The sequence below is a fragment of the Sphingopyxis sp. QXT-31 genome (genome assembly GCF_001984035.1).
Taxonomy (GTDB): Bacteria; Pseudomonadota; Alphaproteobacteria; order Sphingomonadales; family Sphingomonadaceae; genus Sphingopyxis.
In genome coordinates this window covers 4074209-4100370 of record NZ_CP019449.1, presented here as the reverse complement: position 1 = coordinate 4100370, position 26162 = coordinate 4074209, and the positions used below count along the sequence as shown (strand labels likewise).

Here is a 26162-nt window from a genome sequence, read left to right as displayed (position 1 = left end):
CGCCCTCTACACGTCGCCTCGCGGCGGGGCAATCACGACGCAGGGTCGCTGGCGAAACGCGCGGTCACCTTCGCGTCGATCCCCGCGGCCTTCAGCGGCATCGCGAAGCTCTGCTGAACCGCGTTCCGCGCCGCACCTTGGGCCAGCCGCATCGGCGTCGCGCCCTTCGCCTGCTTGATCAGCTCGGCCTGCGCCGCCTTGCGGTTCGCCGCGTCGAGCGTCTTTTCGGCGTCGGTCAAGGTCAGCAGGATCGTGCCGTCGCGAAATTCGCTGATCGCATTCAGGTCGATTTCGGGACCCGCGAGCCGCAGCGGCGGCAGCGTCACCGTCAGCGCGCCCGTCGCCGCATCCCAATCGAGATCGGACTGCTTCAGCTTGGCGAGATCGAGTTCGTAGCGCACCGTCCCCGGCATGATCAGCGTCTTCTTCGCCTCCAGCCCCAGCCGGCTCTGCGTCGAGGTGACCACCGCAACATAGCGCGCGGTGAAGGGCACCAGGACATTCTGCTCCTGCAAGCCCTGCAGGCTCGCCGCGACGACGGTCTCGGGATCGTAGCCGCGCTGCCAATCCTGCCAGGCCCGCCAGCCGAGGAACATAGCGACGCCGAGCACCGCAAGGATGAGGACGCGAAACAGCGAACGGCTCATGCCACGATCCGCCATTCGTCGGCGTCGCGCGCAACACGGCCGCGCTGTTCGAGGTCCAGCAGATGCGCGAGCACCGAGCGCCCGGCGGCCCCGGTGAGGCGGGGGTCGAGCCCCCTGTACATATGCGTGACCATGTCGGGGATGACGCTTGTGCCCTTTTCGAGTTCCCGCAATATCTGCCGTTCGCGCTGCTTGCGATGGCCGAGCATGCCGCGGACGAGCTGGCGCGGCTTGGTCACCGCGGGCCCGTGCGCGGGATAATAGACGCGGTCGCCGCGGTCGTAGAGCTTCGACAGGCTGGCCATATAGGCCGCCATGTCGCCGTCGGGCGGGCTGACGACGCTGGTCGACCAGGCCATGACATGGTCGCCGGTGAACAGCGCGCCGGTCTCGACGAGCGCGAAGCAGAGGTGGTTCGAGGTGTGGCCGGGGGTTGCGACCGCCTCGATCGTCCAGCCGTCACCCGAAATCCGCTCGCCGTCCGCCAGCACGCGGTCGGGGGCATAGTCGGGATCGAAGGCCGAATCGGCGCGCGGGCCGTCGTCGCGGAGCGCGAGCGGCGCACAGCCGATGATCGGCGCCCCGGTCGCTTCGCGCAGCGGCATCGCGGCGGGGCTGTGGTCGCGGTGGGTGTGCGTGCAGAGGATCGCGGCGACGCGCTGGCCCTCCACCGCGCGCAGGATCGCGTCGACATGGCCCTGGCCATTGGCGTCGGGCGGATCGCCGACGCTCATCCCGCTGCCCGTCGGGCCGGGGTCGATCACCGCGACGTCGCGGCCGGCACCGACCAGCCAGGTCTGGGTGCCGGTGAAGGTATAGGGCGAGGGATTGGGCGCGAGCACGCGCCGCACCAGCGGCTCGTGCTGCTCGCACTCGCCGGCGCGGATGCTGTCGGGCCAGGGCTTGTCGTCGCTCATGCCGCCTATGTGGCATTGCGGGGGGTGGAGCGAAAGGGGTGGCGGTGGTTTTTGGGGCGTTACCGTCAGCTAGAGTTATAAATCCCGCTCGTGTCGAGCGAAGTCGAGACACCCATGGCGAGCGCGTGCCTTCGCGTGCCTGGCCTACGCTCGACACGAACGGAAATTGAGGGCAGCCTGGGAAATCACTGGTGCCGCCCACGAAAAAAGGGAGCGGTTGCCCGCTCCCTTTCCCCGCCCCTGCCGCGAGCCCCCACCGGGGAGAAGGTGCCCGCGTCAAAGCCGTCAGGTCTCAGTCCGAATTCTTCTCGAGTTCGGCGATCGCCTTGTCGAGGTCGGCGGTGACCTTGGCGCGGATCTCATCGCTCATGCTCGTCGACGCCCGGCCCTCGGCGAACTGCTCGCGCGCTTTCTTGAGCGCCGACAGCTGCGCCGCCTTGTCGCCCGGGGTGCCGCAACGGACCATCATCACGCGGCTGTGCTTCTTGCCGTCCTTGTCGTCGCGGTTGACCAGCGGCATCGGCGCCTGGCCCTTGCCGCACTGCGCGAAGCCGAAGGATTTGCCGTCGACCGACTGCCAGTTCATCGGCGGCATGGGCGGCATGGGGGGCAGCGGCGCCATCGGCGGCATCGGGGCAAAGGCGAACTGCTTCTTGCGCTTCGCTTCCAGCTTGTCGGCGATCGCGTCGGCCTGTGCGCCGGTGATGCCCTGTTCCTTCAGCGTCGCGAGGATGTCGTCGCGCGACAGCGCGCCCGGCATGCGCATTTCGAAGCGCTTCACCTTGGCGTCGCCGGGCGCGAAGGTCATGACATTGCCCTCGCCGTCCTTGATCTCGCCATTGCGGATCACGATGCGGTGCACTTCGCGCTTCTTCTTGCCATCGTCGGCCTGCGCTTCACCCTCGCCGTCGTCATCGCTGGTGAAGATCATCACGCGGTGCGCGTCGGTGATCACCTCGGGCGCTTCGGGTGCCGCCGGCGCGTCGGGGGCCTCGGGCGGCGCCGGGGGAGCCGACGGCGCGGGCACGTCGCTCTGCGCGGTGGCGCTCGCGATCCCCGCGGGAACCAGCGTCGCGGTCGTCGCGAGCACCGCCAGCGTCGCGCCGCCGACCAGCAACCGGCCCACCAGCCCGCGCTTCTTGGAAATATCTTCCTGCATCAGCATCGTCAGTCTCTCCTGTAGATTGTCGTGGACCGCCATCGGCGCGGCGAGCGACAGCCGCGATCCGACCGCCGCCTTGGCGATCGCGGTCGCATAGCGCGCGGTGCGTATGTTGCGCGGCGCGTTGTCGGTCCCCGAACCCACCATGGTGAGGACGCGGGCGTCGCACGCGGCCTCCTGGTCGAAACGAAAGGCGCGGATCGCGCGCCACGCGAGCGGGTTGAACCATTGCACCGACAGCAAAAGCAGCGCCGCGGCATTGGCCCAGAGGTCGCCGTGACGGTGGTGCGCGAGCTCGTGATCGATCGCGAGCGCGCGTTCCTCGGCGAGGTAGCGCGCGAAGAAATCCTGCGGCACCGCGACGAAGCGGCGCCAGAGGCCGAAGGCGACGGGGCCGTCGACCGCGTCGGTCATCACCAGCCGGATGCTGCCGATCGGCTCGAGTTCGACCGCGCCGGTCAGCACTTCGCGCCGGAAGCGGCGGTGCGACAGCATCGCCGCCGCGAGCACCCCGACCATGCCCGCCGCCCAGATGGCGAAGAGCGGGGGCAGCAGGTCGGCGGAGGACCACAGCGGCAGCGCAGGCGCGGCGGGCGCCGCACCGACGGTGTCCACCGCATCGATCAGGATCAGCTCGCCCATCGGCGCGGCGCTGGCCGGCATCGCCGCAGCGACGGGCGCGGCCACCGGGTCGGCGAAGGGCAAGGGCGGCAGCATCAGCCGCAGCGCGGGCACCGCCCACAGCGCATAGGTGAGCCCCGGCCCGAAATGGCGCGCGAAGGGCTTGCGGATGACGAGGATCATCAGCACGAGCAAGGCGGTGGTGACGAGCGTGTCGCCCCACGCCTGGAAGAACAGGTCGGCGTTCATGACTTCAGCCTCCGCAGCAGGGCCTCGATCTCGGCAATGTCGGTGTCGGAGAGCGCTTCGCGTTCGGCGAGATGCGCGATCAGCGGGCTGACGCGGCCGCCGAACAGGCGGTCGACGAAGCGCTGCGATTCGTCGCCGACGGCATCGGCGCGCTCAACCGCGGGGCGATAGAGATAGCGTCGCCCCTCCGCCTCGGCGGTCACCGCGCCCTTCTGGACGAGGCGCGCGAGCAGGGTCTTCACCGTCGCGAGCGTCCAGCCGTTCGCGGTGCCGACGGTTTCGGCGAGGTCGGCCGCGGTCTGCGGGGATTCGTCCCACAGCGCCGACAGCACCTGCATCTCGGATTCGCTAGCGCGCTCGGCCATCGCGGAACCCCTCCCTTCAGCCTCATCTGCAATACGACTACAGATGTAGTCAATCGGCTGAACGCTTGCTGAACGGAGACGACCGGTGAAAATCGTGTGGCAGCCGGCGCGCTGATCCCTTCCCCCTCGATGGGGGAAGGATACGAAGCCTTGCGCCTTTGGCGCTAGGCGAAGTTGGATGGGGGAGATGGTGCGTCCTTGCGCCATCGCTCCCGGCCAAAACCGCACCCCCACCGCTGCGACTAGACAGCAAGCTGCCAAGTCTCGCTGCCTCCCCCATCGAGGGGGAGGGGTTTCGTGTCGGGATTTTTGACACCCCCGCATCGCGGTAAGGAATCGCTAACCAGCGTTCCCCGCTGAAAACCGCGAAGCGCCCGAATTGGCACGCGGTTTGTATGGTATAAGATGTTCCCGAGTGTTCCGCTCAAAGGAGCGGTGGGGGGCATCGGTCTGGTCCCTGATGCCCCCTGCCCCCACTAGGGAAATCCCCACTTGCCCCCGAAGCAGACGGGGGGCGGAGCGGCCGAAAGGCCCCGCCCCCCGGAAGCGTTTTTGCGCGATTGATCGGCTATGTCGATTTTCGGGCGTTAGCTGTCATCTTAATCCTCTCTGTCGCGAAGCGATGGGGAGGGGGACCGCCGCAAAGCGGTGGTGGAGGGGCGGCGGACTGGAAGCGACGCTCAAGGCCTCGGCCCCTCCGTCAGCGCTTCGCGCTGCCACCTCCCCATCGCTCAGCGACAGGGAGGATTGCTAGAAGCGTCCGCTCACCACCCCACCGCCATAAAAATACCCGCCGGCGTCGCAACACCGGCGGGCTTTATCATTCCCTAATGTCGGGCGCTATTCCGCCCGCGCCGGTACGTCCGCGACCAGAGTATGCAGTTCGCCCGCTTCCCACATCTCCATCATGATGTCGGAGCCGCCGATGAACTCGCCCTTCACATAGAGCTGGGGTATCGTCGGCCAGTCGGAATATTCCTTGATCCCCTGGCGGATTTCCATGTCCTGCAGCACGTCGACGGTGTCATATTCGACGCCGAGGCGGTCGAGCATCGCGATCGCGCGCGAGGAAAAGCCGCACTGCGGAAAGAGCGGCGTGCCCTTCATGAAGAGCAGGACGGGGTGATCGGCGACCAGCTTGGCGATGCGGTCGCCGGTGGTCTGGGGTGCGGTGTCGGTCATGGGCAGTCTCCGGTGCGGCGCCGGTTCGGCGCGCGAAAAGCGTCTCGTCCCTATGAAGGAACGGCGGTGGTCAATTGCAAGGCATGAAGTTCGCCGCCCATGCGCCCGCCGAGCGCCGCGTAGACCGCCTTATGCTGCGCGACGCGGCTCATGCCCCGAAAAGCGGCGCTGACGACATGCGCCGCATAATGGTCGTTGTCGCCGGCAAGGTCGCGGATCGTCACGACGGCGTCGGGGAATGCTGCCTCGATCATCGACTTCAGGTCGTCCTCGCGCATGGCCATCGGACGATCCCTACAGCTTGTCCATGAACTGGCGGCGCGCCTCGACCGCCTTGTCGCCCAGCGCCTCGCGGATTTCGGCGTCGCTGATCTCGACCCCGGCGGCGGTCAGGTCGCCCGCGAGCTTGCGGATCACATCCTCGTCGCCGGCTTCCTCGAAATCGGCTTGGACGACGGCCTTCGCATAGGCGTCGGTTTCCTCGGGGGTCAGCCCCATGCGCGCGGCCGCCCATTCGCCGACGAGCCGGTTGCGCCGCGCCGTGATGCGGAACTGGACCTCCTGGTCGCGCGCGAACTGCGCTTCAAATCCCTTTTCGCGGTCGTCGAATACGCTCATCTCGTCCTCTTCGGCTGGAAGCTGCCCGTTGCAGATAGGTGGCGCGGGCAAGGGGCGCAAGCCGCCTGTGCGGCAGATCACTTCCCTTTTGCATGCGAAGGGGTTAGGGTCCGCGGCAAGGGTTATCGGGTCGTACCGCAGCAACGAAGACTGCGCCTTGTCGCCACTGCGCGGTCAGGGCGCCTGTAGGCTTGGTTTGGGGGATTACGACGATGACTGCTCGACGTCCGTTCGCGCTCACGATTCTGGGGGCCGTCGCCTTGGCCGTGCCCGGAGTCGCGCCCGCGCAGGAGGTGCAGGACCCGACGCTGCGCGACAGCTTCGCGATCGGCGACAAGGGCGGCTCGCTGTGCGAGGTCCAGGCGACGGTGCGCGATTCGGTGATCGACGGCATGTTCGACCGCGCGTGGATGATCCTGTGCCGCGACGCGAGCCAGCCGGTCGGCTATGTCCGCATGCTGCGCGCCACCCCCGCCGAGGCACAGGCGCGCGTCGATCGCGCGCGCAGCGGCACGATCACCTGCACCGCGCCGACCAGCTGCACCGTCAAGGACAGCAATGTCCAGTGGAACACCCGGATCGAGGCCGCGGGCAACACCAGCTACGCGGTCGAGGGCTTTGCCGCCTATAATGACGCGCTCAATCTCGCGCTCGAATCGATCCGCCAGCGCAAGGTGGTGGCGGGCAAGATCAACGTCGCCACGACCTCGATCGGCGGCAACGACGGCTTCGCACGCACGCTGGCGGGGACGATCGACGTCGACCGCGCACTCGCCGAGGGTTACCGCCGCAACCACAGCGGCGACTATGCCGAGGCCGCCGAATTTTTCGAGGCGCTGTCGCGCCGCGCGCTCGAGGAGCAGGCCGCGGCCGACATCGATCCGACCGAATTCACGCTCAACCGCGCGCTGCAGAAATCGAACCTGGGCGAATTCGCCGAGGCCGAAAGGCTGTTCGGCGAGGTCGAGGCGGTGCCGACGACCGACCCGGTGCAGCTCCGCCTCCGCCGCAATTTCCGCGCGATCCACGCACTCAACCAGCGCGATTATGCCGGCGCCGCCGATTTGCTCAACACCCCGATCCCTCCGCTGACCAGCGCGGTGACGGTCGAGGGCAAGGCGGTGACGCTGACCCCCGAGATCGTCGCCGGGGTGAACAGCGGCAGCACCTCGCGCGCGATCCGCCAGAGTTCGGACAACGAGCGGCTGACCCCGCTCGAACGCGCGCAGATCATCGACGCGCAGGCGGTGCACCTGCTCGGCACGGTCGAGCGGCTGCGCGGCGAGCCCGCGGCGGCGAAGGCGGCGCAATTGAAGGGCCTCGCCGATGCGATGGCGGTGCGCGAAGGGCGCGTCACCTCGATCGTGCGGCTGCGCTCGCAGATGCTGGGCGAACTCGCGCTCGCCGAGGAAGCCGCGGGCGACGCCGCGGCGGCCGATACGCGCTTCCTCGAATCGATCAACGCGCTCGCGGTCGAATATCCCGAGACCAACGCGCTCGCCTCGGCGCGCGCACGCTATGCCGCCTTCCTGACGCGCCACGACCGCAACGCAGAGGCGATGGACATCTACAAGAATGTCGTCGCCGCGCTCGCGAGTTCGCAGCGTTCGACCAGCGGCATGGCGAACATGATGGCGCCCTATTACCGCCTGCTCGCCGACCGCGCCGCGACCGATCCCTCGGCGGTCGCCGACTTTTTCGTCGCCAGCCAGCTGCAGGTGCGCCCCGGCGTTGCCGATACGCAGGCGGTGCTGGCGCGCGAGCTGTCGAGCGGCAGCGACGAGGGCGCGCGGCTGTTCCGCCAGGCGACGACGCTGAACCGCGACATCGAACGCGCGCGGATCGAGGACGCGCGGCTGGCGCAGCTGCCGGTCTCGCCCGAAATCAACGCGCTGCGCGCCGACCTCAAGGTCCGGCTCGACAACCTCGGCTTCCAGCAGGCCGAGACCGTCGCCTCGCTGTCGGCGTTCCCGCAATATCGCGTCGTCGCGCCGGGCAAGCTCGACCTCGCCGAGCTGCAACAGGTGCTGCATGCCGACGAGGGCTATCTCAAGATGCTCGTCGTCGGCGATGCGGTCTATGCGATGCTGATCGACAACAAGGGCGCGCAGCTCTGGCGCGCCGACATCGGCACCACCGCGCTCGACGCCGCGGTCGACAGCATCCGCTCGACAATCTCGATCGTCGAGAACGGCCGCCGCGTCACCTATCCCTTCGACGCCGCGACCGCGCGCAGCCTCTATACGCGGCTGTTCGGTCCTGCCGCCGACCGGCTTCCGACGATCGCCAACCTCATTTTCGAGCCCGACGGCGCGATGCTGCGGCTGCCGATCAACCTGCTCATCACCGCCGACACTGGGCTTGCCGAATATGAGCAGCGCCTGCTCGATCCCAATGGCGACGCTTTCGACATGCGGCAGATGGCGTGGCTGGGGCGGACGACGCGGCCGAGCACCGCGGTGTCGGCGCTCGCCTTCCGCAACGCGCGGCAGGCACCGCCCTCGACCGCCGCGAACCAATATTTCGGGCTCGGCCAGAATCAGCCGGTGGGCGCCACCACCGCGAGCCTCGGCTCGCGCGGCGCGGCTGGAGGCGTCGACGACAGCTGCCAATGGGACCTCGCGCAGTGGAACCGCCCGATCTCCGCCGACGAGCTCGTCACCGCGCGCAGCGCGATGGGCGGCACCGCGGGTACGTTGCTCACCGGCAGCGGCTTCACCGATACCGCGGTCAAGACGCGCGGCGACTTGAACGACTATCGCATCATCCATTTCGCCACCCACGGCTTGGTTACCGCGCCGCGGCCCTCGTGCCCCGCGCGCCCGGCGCTCGTCACCTCCTTCGGCGGCAGCGAGTCCGACGGCCTCCTGACCTTCCAGGAAATCTACGACCTCAAGATCAACGCCGACCTGGTCATCCTGTCGGCGTGCGACACCGCGGGCGCCGCCTCGGTCCGCGCGACGCGCGAAGCCGGCGTCGCCAGCGGCGGCGGCAACGCGCTCGATGGGCTGGTCCGCGCCTTCATCGGCGCAGGCGGCCGCTCGGTGATCGCCAGCCACTGGCCCGCGCCCGACGATTTCGACGCGACGAAGCGGCTGATCGGCGGCCTGTTCGGTGCGCGGCAGGGCGAGAGCGTCGCCGATGCCTTATGGTCGACGCAAACGACGCTGATGAACGAAAAGCAGACCTCGCACCCCTATTATTGGGCGGGCTTCGCGATCATCGGCGACGGCGGCCAACCGCTGCTGCACGGGGCGACGGCGACCGCCGAAGCGCCGCAGACCGGGGAGGCCGCCGGCCGCGCCGCCCGCTGATCCGATGACCGAAAACGCGACGACCGAGACAGCGCCGGCCGCCGAGGCCGCGAGCGAGAAGCGCGCCGCCGTGCCGCTGCGCAAGCAATTGCGGCGGCTCGCGACGCAGCTCGGTCCGTGGCGCATGGTCGCGACCCTGCTGTTCCTGACCGTCGCGGTCTTCGTCGCGCGGTCGAGCTGGGACCTGCCGCTCGCCGGCGACGCCGAGCGCGCGCTCTACGACAGCCGCGCGTCGATGATGGCGCCGCACGTCGATCAGGATCCACGCATTGTCATGATCACCTATAATGATCAGACGCTGTTCAACACCGGCATCCGCTCACCGCTCGACCGGACATTGCTCGCCAATGCGCTCGCCAATATCGACCGCATGGGCGCGAAGTCGATCGGCATCGATATCGTCTTCGACTCGCCGCGCCCCGATGACGATGTCCTAAAGACGCAGCTCAAAGCGATGAAGACCCCGACCTGGCTCGCCTATGCCGACCAGGCGACGAACCAGAACACCATCTATTTCGAACAGCAGAAATATCTCGAGGCCTATCAGGCCGAAGTGCGCACCGCCAAGACGCGCCCGACGAGCGTGCGCTTCGAGGTTGACGAGGACAATGTCGCGCGCAAATGGCCGAGCCGGCCGAAGCATTTGCCGCCTTTGATGTCGAACGCAATGGCGCCGGTCGACAAGGCGCACGCCGATTATCAGGGCAATATCCGCTATCTGGTGCCGCTGCGCGCCGACAAGAACCAGGAAGTCGAGGTTTTCAACAACCTGCCGATCGACATCTTCGGCATGCCGATGGACGACGAGACCTTCGCCGCCTTCGCCGATTCGGTGCGCGGGCGCTATGTGCTGATCGGTGCCGACGTGATCGATACCGACCAGTTCATCACTCCGCTGACCCGGCTGCCCGACCTGCAGTCGGGCGAGCGCGAGACGATGCCGGGGCTGGAGGTGCACGCGCATATGCTGGCGCAGCAGCTCGACGGCGCCTGGTCGAAACCGGTGCCCGACTGGGCGCTGTGGTCGCTGGCGCTCCTCGTCGTGATCGCGGGCGGGCTCACCAGCCTGATCGATCTCAAGGCGCGCTGGGTCGTGGTCATCTTCGTCGGCCAGCTGGTCTTCTTCCTCGCCTATCCCTTCTGGCTGCAGCGGATCGGGGTCGACACCACCGACCTGCCCGCCTTCGGCCAGGCGCTCGGCTGGATCTTCGGCTATGCCGCGGTCGGCACCGCAGCGCGCACGATCGGCTCGCGCCAGCGCGCCTTTGCGCAATCGGCGCTCGGCAAATATCTGCCCGCCGACGTCGCGGCGCAGATCATGCGCGATCCCGACCAGCTGTCGCTGCACGGCGAGCGCCGCAACATCTTCTGCGTCTTCACCGACCTCGAGGGGTTCACCAAGCTCAGCCATGCGACGACGCCGGAAACGGTCGCGCGGCTGCTCAACGAATATCTCGACCGCCTGTCCGACGTGGTGCTGGGTCATGGCGGGACGATCGACAAGTTCGTCGGCGACGCGGTCGTCGCCTTTTGGGGCGCGCCGCTCAGCCGCCCAGACGACGGGCCGCAGGCCGCGGCGGCGGCGCTGGCGATGTACGAGGCGGGCGAGAAATTCCGCATCGACCTGGCCGCCGAGGACGTCCCCCCGCTCGGCATGACGCGCGTCGGGCTGCACGTCGGCGACGCGATCGTCGGCAATTTCGGCGGCGAGGGCCGCATCCAGTATACCGCGCTCGGCGACAGCATGAACACCGCCTCGCGGCTCGAAGCGGCGAACAAGAGTCTCAAAACGGGGGTGCTCATCTCGGCCGAGGCGGCGGCGCGCGCCGGGCGCGACGATCTGGTGCCGATGGGGCGGGTGACCCTGCGCGGGCGCGCGCAGCCGGTCGACACCTTCACGCCGCGCCCCGACCTCAGCCCCGAGCAGCGCGCGCGCATCGCCGACATGGTGAAGGCGCATGCATTGGGCGACAAAAATCTTTATGTGACCTGCGCCACAGCATTGGGCGCCGAATTCAGTCACGATACATCCATCCTGTTCTTGATAGAACGCCTGAACGAGACCGAAAGTGGAGAAAGCTATGTCCTGTCCTGACATCCGCCTCAGCCGGCTGGGGTTGACCGGGGCCGCCCTTCTGGCCGCGCTCGCCGTCACCGGGGCCGCCGCGGCGCAATCGATCGTCGTGCGATCGACCGGACCGTCGGCGTCGAAATATCCCGCGGGGACCAAGCTCAAGGCCAGCGACCGCGTGGCGTTGGTCGACGGCGACAAGGTCGTCCTGATGCAGGGCGGCAAGACCCGCACGCTCAGCGGCAAGGGCAGTTTCACCGTCGGTGCCACCGTGCAGGCGAGCCAGTCGATGGGCACCACCGTGACGCGCATGCTGGCCAAGGGACCGTCGACCAGAGCGCGCGGCGGGTTCGCGCGCGAGGCCGAAACGGCCGCACCCAGCGAATTTCGCGCGCCGAACCTGTGGCTGCTCGACTATCGCAGCGGCGGCACCTTCTGCGTCGCCGACCCGGCGACGCTGATGCTGTGGCGCCCCGACATGTCGGGCGACGCCGCGCTGACCATCGCCAAGGGCGGGCAGAGCGAAACCGTCGCGTTGGTCGCCGGCGCGCAGTTCCGCAAATGGCCGACCGAAACGCTGCCGATCGAATATGGCGTCGATTATCAGCTGTCGGGCGCGGGGCTGACCGCGCCGGTGACGGTGCGCTTCGCAACGATCGCCGCGATGCCCGAAACCGCCGACGCGGCGACCGAGATTTTGATGACCAAGGGCTGCACGCCGCAGCTCGACCGGCTGGTCGACGCAATGTCAGAGGCAGAAGCGGTAGACGGTTGACCGGACCGGGCGGGAGCCATTGAACCCGCCCGATCCATCTGATAACAATGGGATGAAAAGCTGCCGTTCGAGCGGCATGTCCTTTCCTTGGGTCGAAAATTCGCGCAGTCCGTCACCGGGCTGGGCACTATGAATTGGGCGCACGGCGGAGATGCCGGGCGTGTTCGAACGCAAGGGGTGGCGATGAACGGCAAGGGGCAAATGCAGCGGGCGCATGGGGCGAGTCGCGGGCGCGCGATACGGTCGCTCTTCGCCGGATCGGGGCTAGTCCTCACGGCGCTCCCCGTCGCGGCCGGCGCCCAGGTGGCGACCCCGCAAATCCCGACGCGCGAGGAAATCCAGCGCCCCGCCCCGCCGCCGACGCCCGCGCCCAACGAACAGATCCTCGCCGCCGACGATGCGATCGAGCGCGCGCCCTGCCCGCTCGCCAATCCCGAATTCGCGAACGTCCGCATCACGCTGCGCGACGTGCAATTCTCGACCGTCGAGGGGATCGACCCCACGATGCTGCGCGGCGCGTGGTCCGACCGCGTCGGGCAGGAACTGCCGATCGCGGTGGTCTGCGACATCCGCGACCGCGCCGCGACGATGCTGCGCGCGCAGGGCTATCTCGCCGCGGTGCGGGTGCCGCCGCAGACGATCGGCGACGACGGCGTGGTCCGGCTCGACATCCTCGCCGCGCGGATGAGCCGCATCGAAGTGCGCGGCGACGCCGGCGCCAACGAGAAACTGCTGCAACGCTATCTGTCTCACCTCGACGACCAGCCGGTGTTCAACATCGTCGATGCCGAACGCTACCTGCTGCTCGCGCGCGACATCCCGGGCCTGTCGGCCCGGCTGACCCTGCGGCCCGGCGGCGCGCCGGGCGAGGTCGTCGGCGAGGTGACGGTCGACCGCACCGCAGCGATCATCGACTTCAACGCGCAAAATTTCGGATCGAAGGACGTCGGCCGCTGGGGCGGCATCGCGCGGGCGCGCCTGTTCGGCATCACCGGCATGGGCGACATGACCACGGTCAGCTTCTATTCGACCCCCGATTTCGACGAACAGAATGTCGCGCAGGTCGCGCACGAGTTCCGCGTCGGCGACGAGGGGCTGAAATTCGGCGCGAGCTACACCTATGCCTGGACGCGGCCGAGCGTCGCGGGGCTCGCGATCAAGTCCGAGACGCAGATCGCCAGCGTCTATGCCGCCTATCCGCTGATGCTGACGCAGGCGCGGCGATTGACGATCGGCGGCGGGCTCGACCTGATCGACCAGGACATCGCCGTTGGCGGGGTCCCGATCAACCGCGACCGCCTGCGCGTCTTCAACCTGCGCGCCGACGCCAGCTTCATCGACCCCGCGTCGATCGCGGGGCGCAGCGGCTACAGCCCCGCCGAGCCGCGCTGGTATCTCGGCGGCTCGCTCGAGGCGCGGCAAGGCGTGAAGTTCCTCGGCGCCAGCGACGATTGCGGGCCGACCGGCGCCGCCTGTTTTCTGCCCGGCGCGATCCCGCTGACGCGCGTCGAAGGCAAGCCCGACGCCTTCCTGCTGCGCGCCAACGCGCTCGCCGAATGGCGGCCGGTCAAGCAATTCACCCTGTCGGTCGCGCCGCGCGCGCAATGGGCGAGCGATCCCCTGCTTGCTTATGAAGAGTTCTCGGGCGGCAATTTTACCGTCGGGCGCGGTTTCGACCCGGGGACGGTGATCGGCGACAGCGGCATCGCGGTGTCGGTCGAGGCGCGCTACGGCTCGCTGACGCCGGCCAACACGCAAAGCGGCGCGCTCCAGCCTTTCGTCTTCTTCGACGCCGCGTGGGTGTGGAACAAGGACCTGGCCTTTGCTGGGCTCAATCCGCAGAAACTCTATTCGGCGGGCGGCGGCATCCGCCTCGCTTATGGCGACGTCGGACGGCTCGACATGACCGTCGCGGTGCCGCTGAACCGTGCCGGATTCCTGGCGCAGAAACCCGATCCCCGCTTCCTGCTCTCCTTCACCACCCAGTTCGGCGTGAAGGCGCGCTGACATGAGCTTTTCCTCGAGGATGTCCGCCATGCGTTCCAGTGCTTCGACCGCTCCCGCCCGCAAGGGCAAACAGCGCCTGCTGACCAGTTGCGCGATCGCGGCGGGGATGGCGGCGCTCGCGCTCGGCGGCCCCACGCTGGCGCAGGTGCAGGGATCGGGCAGCATCGTCAGCGGAGGGGGCACGATCCAGTCGACCGGCCAGCCGGGCATCCCGCCTGCCACCACACGGGTCACCACCACCACCACGCAGACGATCATCAACTGGACCCCCACCGATACCGCCCCCGCGGGCGCGCCCATCGACTTCCTGCCGGCTACCAACACGCTCGAATATTACGGCACCGGCAATTACACCGTGCTCAACCGCTTCATCGCCATCGATCCGCTAAGCGGCCTGCCAATCCCGATCAGCCGCCAGATCGCGCTCAACGGCAACGTAAACTCCTATGTCGGCTCGCCCGCCGCGGGTGCCGGCGCCGTCCAAGGCGGCAATATCTGGTTCTACAACGCCGGCGGCATCCTGATCGGCGCGCGCGCGGTGATCAACGTCGGCAGCCTGGTGCTGACCGCGAACGACATCGACACGACGGGCGGCTTGTTCGGCCCGGGCGGCGAGATCCGCTTCCGCGGGGCGTCGGGCAGCACCTCGTCGATCGACATCAGCCCGCAGAGCTTCATCAGCGCCGCAAATCCCGGCAATCCGGGCAGCAGCTATATCGCGCTCGTCGCGCCGCGCATCAACCAGGGCGGGCTGATCGACGTCGACGGGTCGGCGGCGCTCGTCGCAGCCGAACAGGCCGACATCACGATCAACAACGGCCTGTTCGACATCAATGTCACCGTCGGGGCCGAGGGCGGCAACGCCATCACCCACACCGGCGTGACCGGCGGCCCCGCGCACCAGCAGGGCGACACCGACCAGAGCCGTGTCTACCTGGTCGCGATCCCGAAGAACGACGCAGTCACGATGCTGATCTCGGGCCAGCTCGGCTATCAGGACGCCGCGGTTGCGCAGACCGACCCCGACGGCGCGGTCGTGCTGTCGGCGGGCTATAATGTCGACAATGGTGCGATCACCGGCCCCGCGGTCGGTCCCGCGAACATCACCATCGCCGACACCATCTTCCAGAGCAGCGTGACCGCGCGCGCCAGCGGCGACCTCGTCGCCGGGCCGCTTGCGACCATCCCGACGCCCGGACCGGTCGTCGCGGCACCGCCGCCGCACATCGGGCGGCTGATCGTCCAGGGCAATGCGAATTTCACCGGCGATGCCAGCGCGACGCTGAACGTCGGCGCGAACCAGCTCGTCGGCGCGACGGGCAATATGGTCGTGCAGTCGAACGGTGTGGGCGGCACCGCGGGCCGCGCCGACGTCAATGTGACGGGCGGCGGACTGGCGGTGCTCGGCACGCTGAACGTCACCGCGAACGGCATCGCCGATGCGGTGACCGGCGACGCGACGGGCGGCACGGCTTTGTTCGACATCACCGGCGGCACGGTCGTGGCGGGCAATCTCATCGTTTCGGCGGCCGGCACCGGCGGTTTCGACGCCGCGGGCAACGGCGGCGACGGCACCGGCGGCACCGCCAGCCTGACGGTCGAGACCGGCGGCTCGCTGACCGCCAACAACATCACCGTGCAGGCGAACGGCCGCGGCGGCGGCTTTACCTCCAGCATCACGCTCGGCACCCAGGTCGCCGATATCAGCGGCAACGGCCAGGGCGGCACTGCGACGCTGATCGCGCAGAATGGCGGCAATATCACCGCCAACACCGCGATCAACGTCAATGCCACCGGTACCGGCGCCACCGGCACGACGCAGTCGGGCAACGGCACCGGCGGCACGGCGACGCTGCGCGTCCTGACCGGCGGCACGAGTGTCACTTCGCCGATCACCAATATCAACGCCAGCGGCGTCGGGGGCGGCACCGTCTCGCTGCCGATCTTCGGAACCTTCCTGTCGGCGAACGCCGGCGACGGCACCGGCGGCACTGCCGAGGTCGAGCAATCGACCGATTTCTCGTCGCCTTCGTCGCTCGGAGCACTGACGCTGACCGCGGCGGGTCTTGGCGGCGGCGCCAATGGCGCCAATGCCACCGGCGGCAATGCGACCGGCGGCAGCGCCATCATCACCTCGACCCTCAGCAACCTGACCGTCGATACGCTGGTCCTCGACGCGAGCGCGACGGGCGGCAGCGCCGAAGACGTCGCCGGCGCCAACGCGACCTCCGGCAATGCGACCGGCGGCACGATTGCCATCACCGCCGACAATGGCGGAATGCTGGGCACGACAAACAGTTTGACCGCCAATGCCGGTGCGGTCGCGGGCGCCGCGAACAATGTCGGCAGCTCCGACGGCGGCAACGTCAACGTCCTGGCGACGGGACTCGCCACGATCACCGTCGGCACCGATTTCCTGATCAACGCCGACGCGGGCCAGTTCAGCACCACGATTCCGACCAGCGCGGGCATCTCGACCGGCGGCGACATCGACCTGACCGCCGACGGCGGCACCATCACGGTGGGCAGCTTCAGCGTCACCGCGCGGTCGATCAGCGACAATGTCACCGGAACGTCCGGCCGTTCGCTCGGCGGCACCATCGATATTCGCGCCGCCAACACCGGCCTGATCAACGCGGTCGACAGCGCGGGGGTCAGCTTCTTTTCGGTCGATGCAGCCGCGGGCGTGGCGCAGGGCGGCACCGCGGCGACCGGCGGCCGGATCGGCGTCACCATCGACGGCGGCACGCTCGATTTCGGCCACAACAGCTTCTTCTCGTCGACCGGCATCGCCGGCGGCGATTCCAGCGCGGCGGGCAATATCGTGCTTGGGCTGGGCGGCACGATTCAGTTCGACATCCTCGACAACAACCTCAACCCCAGCACGCTCAACTTCCAGACGATCTCGGCCACCGCCGACGGGCGCGCGGCGGCGCCGTTCGAGGGCGCAGCCTTCCTGCGCGGCACCGCGGCGGGCAATGGCGGTAACATCGGCTTCAACGTCCAGGGCGGCCAGCTCACCGGCGGCGCGCTGTCGCTGTCGGCAAGCGGATTCAGCGGCATCGTCACGGGCAACACCGGCGAAGGCCGCGGCGGCCAGGCGGGCTACACCCAGAGCGGGGGCGCGGTCACGGTCGGCGATCTCGTCGTTTCTGCCGCCGGCTTCGGCGGCAGCGGCGGGCGGATTCTGACCGGCGGCTCGGGCTTCGGCGGCACCGCCACGATCGACCTCCTGGGCGGCACGCTCGACGCGACCAACATCAGCGCGGTGGCCGCGGGCACCGGCGGCATCGGTCTCACCGGCGACGACAATGACCCGGCGAACCCGGTCGACGGCGAAGACGGCGGCTATGGCCAAGGCGGCACCGCGACGATCAACCTCGACGGCACCGCCGTCGTGACCACTACGACGCTGAACGCCTTTGCCTCGGGCATCGGCGGCGACGGCGGCAATTTCGTGTCGGTCAACGGCGTCGTCGGCAACGCCGGCAATGGCGGAAATGCGCAGGGCGGTACGGCCGCGATCAACCTGACCGCTGGCACGTTGACTACCAGCGACATCACCACCGACGCGGGCGGCTTCGGCGGCGCCGGGGGCGGGCTGGTCGATCTCAATTCGGGTCCGGTCGGCGGCGCGGTGTTCGGCGGCTCCGGCGGTAACGGCCAGGGCGGCACGGCGACGATCAATCTCGCGACCGCGGTTGCCGCGACAGGGACGGTCAGCAGCTTCGCGATCGGCGCGGGCGGCGATGGCGGCACCCACAATACAGGCGGCGCCGGCGGCGAAGGGCGCGGCGGCGTCGCCCAGTTGATCGTCACCGATTTCAACGCGGGCAATGTCGCCGCGGTGCTCGACGCGAGCGCGACGGGCGGCGACGGCGGCGACGGGCTGGACGGCACCGGCGGCCAAGGCGGCTATGCCGAAGGCGGCATCGCGCGCATCCAGGCCGAAGGCGCCAACGCGCGCGCGGTCGTGACCGACGCCAATTTCGTCACCACGGGTACGGGCGGCAGCGGCGGCGATGGCGCGCTCTATGCGGGCAATAGCCCGCGCTTCGGCCCCAACGGCGGCAACGGCGGCGACGGGCGCGGCGGTTCGGTCGAACTGATCGCCAACGACGGCACGATCGAACTCGGCGTCGGGCGCCTCGGCGTCGCGGCGCTCGGCAGCAATGGCATCGGCGGCGCGGGCGGCAACGGCGCCGACAATCCAGGTACGCAGACCCTGCCCGGCCCCGACGGCATGCTCGGCACGATGGACGACATCGTCGTCGGCTTCGTCGGCGGCCAGGGCGGCATAGGCGGCGGTGGGCTGGGGGGCACCGTTCGCCTCGGCGTCAACGGCGGCACGCTGACCTCAAACGGCAATCCTGTCTCAATCACCGCAGGCGGAATCTCCGGCGACAGCGGCTTGGGCGGCGTCGGCGAAGGCGGCAGTCTCGGCGACGGCGGCGCCTTCTCAGACCAAGGCGGCACCGTCATTCTGGAGGCGTTCGGTTCGCTCAACAACCCCGGCTCGATCAATTTCGGCGCCGTCGATATCGACGCCAGCGGCTTCTTGGCCGGGCGGATCGATATCCGGTCGGCGGGCACGATCGCTATGACCAGCCTGACCGCGACCGCGCAGGGGTCGGCCAGCCCGACCAACAACGACACCGACCTCGCCACGACGGGCATCTTCCTCGGCATCACGGACGGCGGCCTCATCCAGACCGACGGCGCGGTGACGCTCGATACCACGGGGACCAACGGCAATCAGGGCGCCTCGGTCGGCGTCTATGCCCAGGGCACCGGCCAGTTCAACGTCGGCGGAGCGCTTACCGTCAACGCGGGCGACCAGGTCGATATCCGCCACGATTTCCGCACGGGCGCGGCGCCGACGATCCAGACCGGCGGTCAGGCCTCCTTCACCGCGGTCAATTCGATCCGCAGCGCGCCGGGCAGCCTGGTCAGCGCGGGCACCAGCCTGTTCATGAATGCGACCGGCTTCAACAGCGCGATCGATGTCGATTCGCTCGACGCCGCGAACCTGACGCTGCTGCTCGCGGCGAACGGACGCATCAACGTCTATGGCACCACCACCAGCGGCGACGACCTGGCCGCGAACGCGCGCGACGAAGTGGCGATCAACGACGCCACGGCGGGTGACGACATCAGCCTGATCGGCAATACGATCGTGGCGGGCAATCTGATCACCAACGGCACCGGGCTCGATTCCGAACTCGACGGCAGCAACATCTTCGTCGGCACCTCCGGCGCGGCGACCGTCGACCATGCCGAGGCCGACAATGATTTCACCGCCGACGTCGGCAGCTTCTCGACCGGGCTCGACACGATCATCACCGGCGGCGACATCGACATCACGTCGGTCGGCGCGGTCGACCTCGGCAATTCGCAGGCGGGCGGCTTCATTGCCGTGACCGGCCAGTCGATCGTCTTCAATGAAATCGACGCGGGCACCACGGTCGGCCTGACCGCGACCGGCGTGGTTCCGGGCGGCGACGCGATCCTTGGCAACCGCATCGACGCGGGTGACAATGTGACGCTGACCGGCAACGGCATCCGGATCAACGACGGCGTCTTCACCACCGACTCGCTGTTCGCCCTTGCCACGGGGGGCAATGCGCGGCTGTCGGGCACCACCGACGGCGACATCGTCATCCGCAGCGCCGGCGACATCGCCGGCACCTATACCGCCGGCGGCAACGTCAGCCTGACCGCGGACACCAACATCACGGCGCAGGCGGACGCCGCCGGCACCTATGTCGGCCCGAACGGCCCGTCCGAGGGTTATCTGTTCCTGCACGCCGCGGGCGATGCCAATCTGCTCGCGGGCAGCAGCGCCGCGACGATGGTCGGGGTCGGCGCAGGCACCAACGCCAATGTCGATGGCGCGACCGCGGGCGAAGATCTCTACGTCACCGCCGGCAACACCGCGACCGTCACCAATTCGCTGGCGGGGGACGATCTGATCTTCACGGGCACCTGCTGCGTCATCGTCGACAATGTATCGACCACCGGCACCGGACCCGACGGGCGCAGCATGATCTTCGCGCCCGGCTCGGCCGGCGGCCCGAACATATGGCAGATTCAGACGGGTCCCACCGACCTGTCGAACATCGTGCTCACCGCCTCGGCGGGTACGATAGACGCGTCGAACGCCGTCGCCTTCGACAATCTGACCGCGACCGCCAGCGGTGTCGTCACCACCACCAACACGATCCGCTCGGGGCTGGTCACGACGATCACCGGCAGCAGCCTCGACCTCGAATCGGTCACCGCGGGCACCGACATCATCCTGACCTCGACCGCGGGCGGGATCAGCGCGATCGGCGCGCTGTCGGCGGGCCATGACCTGACGGCCACCTCGGCGACCACCGGCCAGTTCGCCGACCTCGCGGCGGGCGACGACATCCGCATCACCGCCAGCGGCGACGTGAGCGCGGCCAGCGTGCTGACCACCGCGGGCGGGTTCGACAACGACATCAACGGGTCGGGCGCCTATATCGACACCGCGGGCAATATCGCGATCAACGGCACGACGAACACGGTCGGACAGACGCGCCTGACCGCGGGCGGCACCGTCGACACCGGCGCGATCACCGCCGACTTCACCGTCATCGACGCGGTCAGTGCGGTCAACATCACCGGCGACGTCACCAGCGGCGGTATCTTCATCGAGGGTGCCAGCATCGACATGCAAAGCGCGATCGGCAATGTCGGCCAGATCGTGCTGCGCGCGACCGACGGCGACATCACCGCCGACGGCGACGTCACCACGCTTTCGTCGCTCGAGGTCGATGCCGCGGGCGCGATCGTGATCACCGGTACCGCCACGGGCGGCAATTATGTCCAGATGCGGGGGGCGTCGATCGACGTCGCCGACGTGAACTCCAGTTCCTTCGTCTTCCTGACCGCGACCAGCGGCCAGATCAACGCGACCGGCACGCTCACAGCAGGCTCCGACGTCATCCTCGATGCCGCCGCGGGCGGCACATTGAATGCGCTGGTCGCAGGCGACGATGTGTCGATCACCGCCGGCGGCGACGTGACCGTCGCCTCGATCACCGCAGAAGGCAGCAACCCGCAGGGCGAGGAAATCGGCAGCAATGTCGTGGGCTCGGTCACCGGCACGCTGACCGTCACCGGCAGCACCTTTGCAGCCAGCGACGTGACCTTCAATGCGACCAGCATCGCGCTGCAGGACGTCGAGGCGGGCGGGTCCTTCACCGCGACCTCGACCGGCGGCCCGATCACGCTGACCGGCGCCGACGTCGCGAACAACATTACGCTGACCTCGGCGCGCGACGTCGTCGCGACCGGGCTGCTGCAATCGGGCGGCGACACCACGGCAACCGGCCGCAACCTCGACCTTCAGGCGATCGCGGCGGGTGGCGATGTCGACCTGACCGCGACGGTGGGCAACATCGTCACCGGCGGCGACGTCAGCGGCGTCAACGTCACCTTCGACGCCGCCGGCGACATCGTCCACGACAATGACAGCCTGCTCGGCGCGACGAACATCCTGACGCTCACCGCGGGCGGCAATATCGATGTGGGCAACGCCACGTCGGGCGACAATATGCGCTTCACCGCCGGCGGCACGATCGACGCCAACGCGCTCACCGCCGGACGGATATTGGCGCTCGACGCCAATGGTGCCGTCACCCTGACCGGCGACGCCTTCGGCGCGCTGCTCGTCTCGATCCTCGGCAGCGAGGTCGAACTGGGCAACAACGCCGTCGGCGGCGGCAATATCGCCTTCTTCTCGACCGCCGGCGAAATCAGCGGGACCGGGCCGATCACCGCCAATGGCGGCGTCACCGCGCTGGCCACCGGTGCGGTCGACCTGACCGGCAACATCGTTGCGGCCTCGTCGGCCGACCTGCGCGGCGCCAGTGTCAACCTCGGCAACGTCTCGGCCAATGGATTCGTCTCGATCGCCGCGACGAACGGCGCGGTGACCTCGACCGGCCTGCTCAGCGCGGGCCAGGATCTCATCATTTCGACCACGCAGGGTGCAATGCTCAACACTCTGGTCGCGGGCGACGATATCGGCATTACCGGCGGCGGCGCGGTCACTATCGCCTCGCTCAGCGCCAACGGCACAAACCCGCAGGGCGAAGAGATCGGCAGCAACGCTGTGATCGACATCACCGGCACGCTGACGGTCACCGGCGACAGCTTTGCCGCCGACGATGTCACCATCAACGCGCTCAGCATCGCGCTGCAGGATGTCGAGGCCGGCGGAACGCTGACCGCCACCACCACGGGCGGCCCGCTCACGCTGGCCAGCGCCGACGCCGGCGCGAATGTCGTTCTGACCTCGGCGCGGACGGTGACGGCCACCGGCCCGATCGAATCGGGGTTCGCCACGACGATCCGCGGCACCGGGCTCGACCTCCAGTCGGTCGCGGCCGGAACCGACGTCGGCCTGACCGCAACGACGGGCAATATCGTCACCAATGGCGACGTCAGCGGCGTCAATGTCACCTTCAGTGCCGGCGGCGACATCACGCATGACAACAACCGCCTGCTCGGCGCCAGCAACGCGCTGTCGCTGACCGCAGGCGGCGCGATCGACATCGGCAACGCCAGCGCGGGCGGCAACCTGCTGATCGACGCCGGCGGGGCGATCGCGGCCAACGCCCTGACCTCGGGCAACAATATGACCGTCTTCGCGGACGGCGCGATCGACCTGACCGGCGACCTCGCCGCGACGAACCAGTTGCAGGTCCAGGGCGCCAGCATCGAACTCAACGACGTCACCGTCGATGCCGGCGCACTTGCGCTGACCTCGACCACCGGCGGCATCCACGGTACCGGAGCGATCGACGTCGGTGGTCCATTTGTCGTTCAGGGGCAGACGCTGGTCGACCTGACGGGTGACATCAATGCCGACAGCCTGATCGACATCACCGGCGGCGCCATCACCGTCGGCAATGTCACGGGCGGCGGCGACGTCGGGCTGATCGCGATCACCGGTGCGGTCAATTCGGCGGGCACCGTCCAGGCAGCAAGCGATCTGGAGATCGTCACCGCCGCCGGCGGCAGTTTCAACCGCCTCGTCGCGGGCGACGATATCCGCGTCTTCGGCCGCGGCGATGTCGACATCGCCTTCATGGACGCGACCGGGACCAACCCCGATGCGGGCGAGGTCGGCAGCAACAGCGGCATCGACGTCGTCGGCAATGTCGTCGTCGGCCATGGCGAGGCGGCGGGCAATTTCATCGTCAACACGGCCAGCTTCACCACCGGTCTCAACTCGATCATCGCTGACGGCAATATCGAGGTCACGACCAGCGGCGCGGCGAACCTCGGCAATTCGACCGCGGGCGGCAATATCGTCGTCATAGGGCAGTCGGTCGGCTTCAACGCGCTCGACGCCGACGGGCTGGTCAGCCTGTTCGCCAGCGGAGACGCACCCGGGGCCGAAGGCATCCGCGGCGGTTCGATCACCGCGGGCGGCAGCGTCGGACTGGTCGGCAACAGCATCGCGATCACCGGCGCGATCCAGGGCGACCAAACCTTCGAGGCCATCGCGACCGGCGGCGACGCGTCCTTCAACACCGTCGATATCTACGGCCTGATCGGCGTCGATGCGGCGGGCGACATCACCGGCAATTTCCTGTCGACCGACGGCGACGTCCAGATGCTTGCCGGCGGCGACATCAGGGTCTCGGCGACGGCCACGGGTGGCGGCGTCGATCCCATCGGCCGCGATTATGACGGCAATCTGTTCATTGATGCGGGCGGCGACGTGGTGCTGACGAACAGCGGCGCCGCACGCATGGTCGGCGTCAATGCCGGCGGCGCGGTCGAGCTGACCAATGTCGCGGCGGGCGAGGACCTGCTCGTGCGGACCGGTGGTTTCGGCAATGTTCTCTTGCCCGTCGCGGGCGCCAGCGGCGTCGCGCTGACCAATGTGACCGCGGGCGACGACCTCGACATCCGCTCGGTCGGCGATGTGACCGTGAACGGGGCGACCGCAACGGGCAGCGGTCCCGACAATGTGGCGCTCGACTACACCGCCAATGGCTTTACCATCAGCCAGGGCGAAGGCACGAGCGCGGTCAACGGCTCCGACATCTTCATCACGTCGAGCGACGGGTCGATCAACGCGGCGGGCCTGAGCGCCGGTGACGACATCGTCCTCTTCGCCGCCACCACGCTCGGGCTGAGCGGCGCCGAAACGCGGGGAATCGGCAACACGGCCGGCGGGTCGAACATCAGCGCCAATTCGGGCGGCAATGCCTCGTTTGCGGACATTGACGCGTTCGACGACCTGATCGTCAGCAGCGGCGGCCTCGCGCGGTTCGACGCCATGGCCACCGCTGGCCGCGACATCCGCATGAATGCCGCCTCGGTCGATCTCATCGATGTTGTCGGGTCGAACAGCACGCCGGTCGATACGCTGACTGCAGGGCGCAACATGACGATCACCGCCACAGGCACGATCGTCGGCGGTTCGCTCAGCGCGGGCAATGCCATGACGCTGTCGGCGGGCGATCAGCTCTTCATCCGCCGCGCAGCGACCGGTGCCGGGGGCGCCATGGCGCTCGCCGGCGCGGGCGGCGTTACCGCGGACAGCCTGCTCAGCGGCGGCCAGACGACGGTCAATTCCGATGACGGCGAAATCCGCCTCGGCGCGCTCAATTCGGCCGGACCGATTGCGCTCACCGGCAATTCGATCTTCGTCAACGCCCTGGCCGGCACGGCGGTGTTCAGCAATATCGAGACCGACGTCGGCGATGCGATCATCTTCGGCGGCAGCAATGTGTCGGTGACCAGCGGTTCGGTCGCCGGCCGCGCCTTCATCGGCAGCGACGGAAGCCTCAGCGTCACCCAGCTCAGCGGCAACGAGGTCGAACTCGGCGCCGAAACGACCATGACCCTCGGCAATGTCACCGCCGCCAACGCATTGGGGGCACAGGCGCGCGACATGCTGACCGTCAACGGCGCGGTGGTCGGGCGCTCGATGATCGTCGCCTCGGGCGACATCACGATCGGCTCCGGCGGCCGCCTCGGCACGCAGGGCACGACGCAGGCGCTCGAGGTCCGCAACATCGACCAGGACAGCGTGACCTATATCGGCGGCACCGGCACGCGGGACGGCTATCATATCGACCAGACCGAGATGACGCGCCTGTTCGCGGGCGACATCACGATCCTGGCGCCCGACCTCGGCGGCAACAACGGCGGCTTCGTCGCCGCGGCGCCGGGCGGGCCTGCGATCGCCAGCGTCGGCAGCAGCACGCCGCCCGCGGTCGTGATCGACGACTTCACGCTTACCGCAGGCTCGTCGACCTCGAACCTTGGCGCCAGCGGTTCGCTGACGATCGCGACGCAGGGCAAGGCCCGCGTGATCGGCGACGCAGCGCTGACGGGAATGACCGACGCCAACAGTTTCCGCATCACCGCTGACGAAGCGCTCGAGGTGATCCTGGGCGAAGGCACGATCCGCCTGACCGGGGGCAGCACGAGCGGAGCATCGACCCCCGCCGGCCGGCTGATCCTGCAGTCGGAGGACGTCATCGTCGCGACCGCCGATGCGATCGCCGACGTCGCGGCGGCGCCCGACATCGACGCGATCGACGAACGGCTCGGCCAGAACGACGGCATCGTCCTCGACGACGGCGCGCTCTTCGCGGGCGGCATCGACGTCACCGTCGAGGGGGGCTTCTATGTTCAGAACAGCGGCGAAGGCACGCGCTTCGCGCAGCGCCGCGGGCTGACCTTCGGGCCGCTGGGGCTCAATGTGAACGTCGCGGGCGCCGACAGCCGCATCGTCATCAACGGCGTGCACCTCGGCCCGTCGGGCCAGGTCACCGGGCTCGACGCGATCGGGCTGCTGTCGATCGACGGCTTCGTGATCGGCAGCGGACCCTTGAGCGGCAGCGGCCTCGCCTTCGACTCGGGGTCGACGATGAACGGCTGCCTGATCGTCAGTTCGACGACCTGCGCCTTCCTCGAGTTCGAATCCTCCTTCCCGGTCCAGGACGTCATCCGCGATCAGGAAGAAGAGGATGAGGAAGGCGAAGACGCGGAAGGCATGAGCCTGCCGACCCCGCTGATCACGATGCGCGACCTCGACCCGCTCACCGGCGAGCCGTTGCTCGACGATCCGGTGACCGGCGCGGGCAACGACGATCTGTGGACGCCGCCGGCCGAGTAAGGCGTCCTCTTGCGGAGGGCGGCACCGGCCCGCCCCCCCACCCGGCCTCCCCAACGATA

At 68.7% G+C, this 26162-nt stretch carries 12 protein-coding genes; 5 read left to right on the top strand and 7 right to left on the bottom strand.

From position 1 onward, the window contains the following. Nucleotides 1–32: 32 nt before the first annotated feature. The 7 genes from BWQ93_RS19595 to BWQ93_RS19565 form a co-directional block, all read right to left on the bottom strand. A complete protein-coding gene (locus tag BWQ93_RS19595) occupies nucleotides 33–647 on the bottom strand; it encodes a DUF4230 domain-containing protein (protein WP_077031946.1) in 615 nt (204 codons plus the stop codon). Continuing rightward, nucleotides 644–1564 (bottom strand): MBL fold metallo-hydrolase, encoded by a 921-nt coding sequence (locus BWQ93_RS19590; RefSeq protein ID WP_077031945.1) that lies wholly within the window; start codon nucleotides 1562–1564, stop codon nucleotides 644–646. The genes BWQ93_RS19595 and BWQ93_RS19590 overlap by 4 nt, the downstream gene beginning before the upstream one ends. Before the next feature lie 292 nt (nucleotides 1565–1856). Beyond that, nucleotides 1857–3596 carry a M56 family metallopeptidase gene (locus tag BWQ93_RS19585; protein ID WP_077031944.1) on the bottom strand — a complete coding sequence of 580 codons (1740 nt, stop codon included), beginning with the start codon at nucleotides 3594–3596 and terminating at the stop codon, nucleotides 1857–1859. Beyond that, entirely contained in the window at nucleotides 3593–3961 is a 369-nt protein-coding gene (locus tag BWQ93_RS19580; RefSeq protein ID WP_077031943.1) for a BlaI/MecI/CopY family transcriptional regulator, read from the bottom strand. The genes BWQ93_RS19585 and BWQ93_RS19580 overlap by 4 nt, the downstream gene beginning before the upstream one ends. Before the next feature lie 840 nt (nucleotides 3962–4801). Continuing rightward, nucleotides 4802–5143, bottom strand: coding sequence for a Grx4 family monothiol glutaredoxin (gene grxD, locus BWQ93_RS19575; RefSeq protein ID WP_077031942.1), 342 nt, complete (start codon nucleotides 5141–5143; stop codon nucleotides 4802–4804). A gap of 50 nt (nucleotides 5144–5193) precedes the next feature. Next, entirely contained in the window at nucleotides 5194–5427 is a 234-nt protein-coding gene (locus BWQ93_RS19570; RefSeq protein ID WP_077031941.1) for a BolA/IbaG family iron-sulfur metabolism protein, read from the bottom strand. 10 nt (nucleotides 5428–5437) lie between these two features. Next, nucleotides 5438–5761, bottom strand: a complete 324-nt coding sequence (locus BWQ93_RS19565; RefSeq protein ID WP_077031940.1) for a DUF1476 domain-containing protein — start codon at nucleotides 5759–5761, stop codon at nucleotides 5438–5440. A gap of 212 nt (nucleotides 5762–5973) precedes the next feature. Between BWQ93_RS19565 and BWQ93_RS19560 the strand changes: the two genes are divergently transcribed. The 5 genes from BWQ93_RS19560 (at nucleotide 5974) to BWQ93_RS19540 (ending at nucleotide 26103) form a co-directional block, all read left to right on the top strand. Beyond that, entirely contained in the window at nucleotides 5974–9075 is a 3102-nt protein-coding gene (locus BWQ93_RS19560) for a CHAT domain-containing protein (protein ID WP_077031939.1), read from the top strand. A 4-nt stretch (nucleotides 9076–9079) separates the two neighbouring features. Further along, on the top strand, nucleotides 9080–11170 hold the full coding sequence (locus BWQ93_RS19555; protein WP_156878307.1) for an adenylate/guanylate cyclase domain-containing protein: 2091 nt from the start codon (nucleotides 9080–9082) through the stop codon (nucleotides 11168–11170). Continuing rightward, nucleotides 11157–11921: a hypothetical protein gene (locus tag BWQ93_RS19550; protein WP_077031938.1), complete on the top strand. Its 765-nt coding sequence runs from the start codon at nucleotides 11157–11159 to the stop codon at nucleotides 11919–11921. The genes BWQ93_RS19555 and BWQ93_RS19550 overlap by 14 nt, the downstream gene beginning before the upstream one ends. Nucleotides 11922–12224: 303 nt before the next feature. After that, nucleotides 12225–13928: a ShlB/FhaC/HecB family hemolysin secretion/activation protein gene (locus tag BWQ93_RS19545; protein ID WP_232314683.1), complete on the top strand. Its 1704-nt coding sequence runs from the start codon at nucleotides 12225–12227 to the stop codon at nucleotides 13926–13928. A gap of 28 nt (nucleotides 13929–13956) precedes the next feature. Beyond that, the gene (locus tag BWQ93_RS19540) at nucleotides 13957–26103 is read left to right on the top strand and encodes a hypothetical protein (protein WP_077031937.1); all 12147 of its coding nucleotides are present in this window, start codon (nucleotides 13957–13959) and stop codon (nucleotides 26101–26103) included. The last annotated feature ends 59 nt before the right edge of the window (nucleotides 26104–26162 follow it).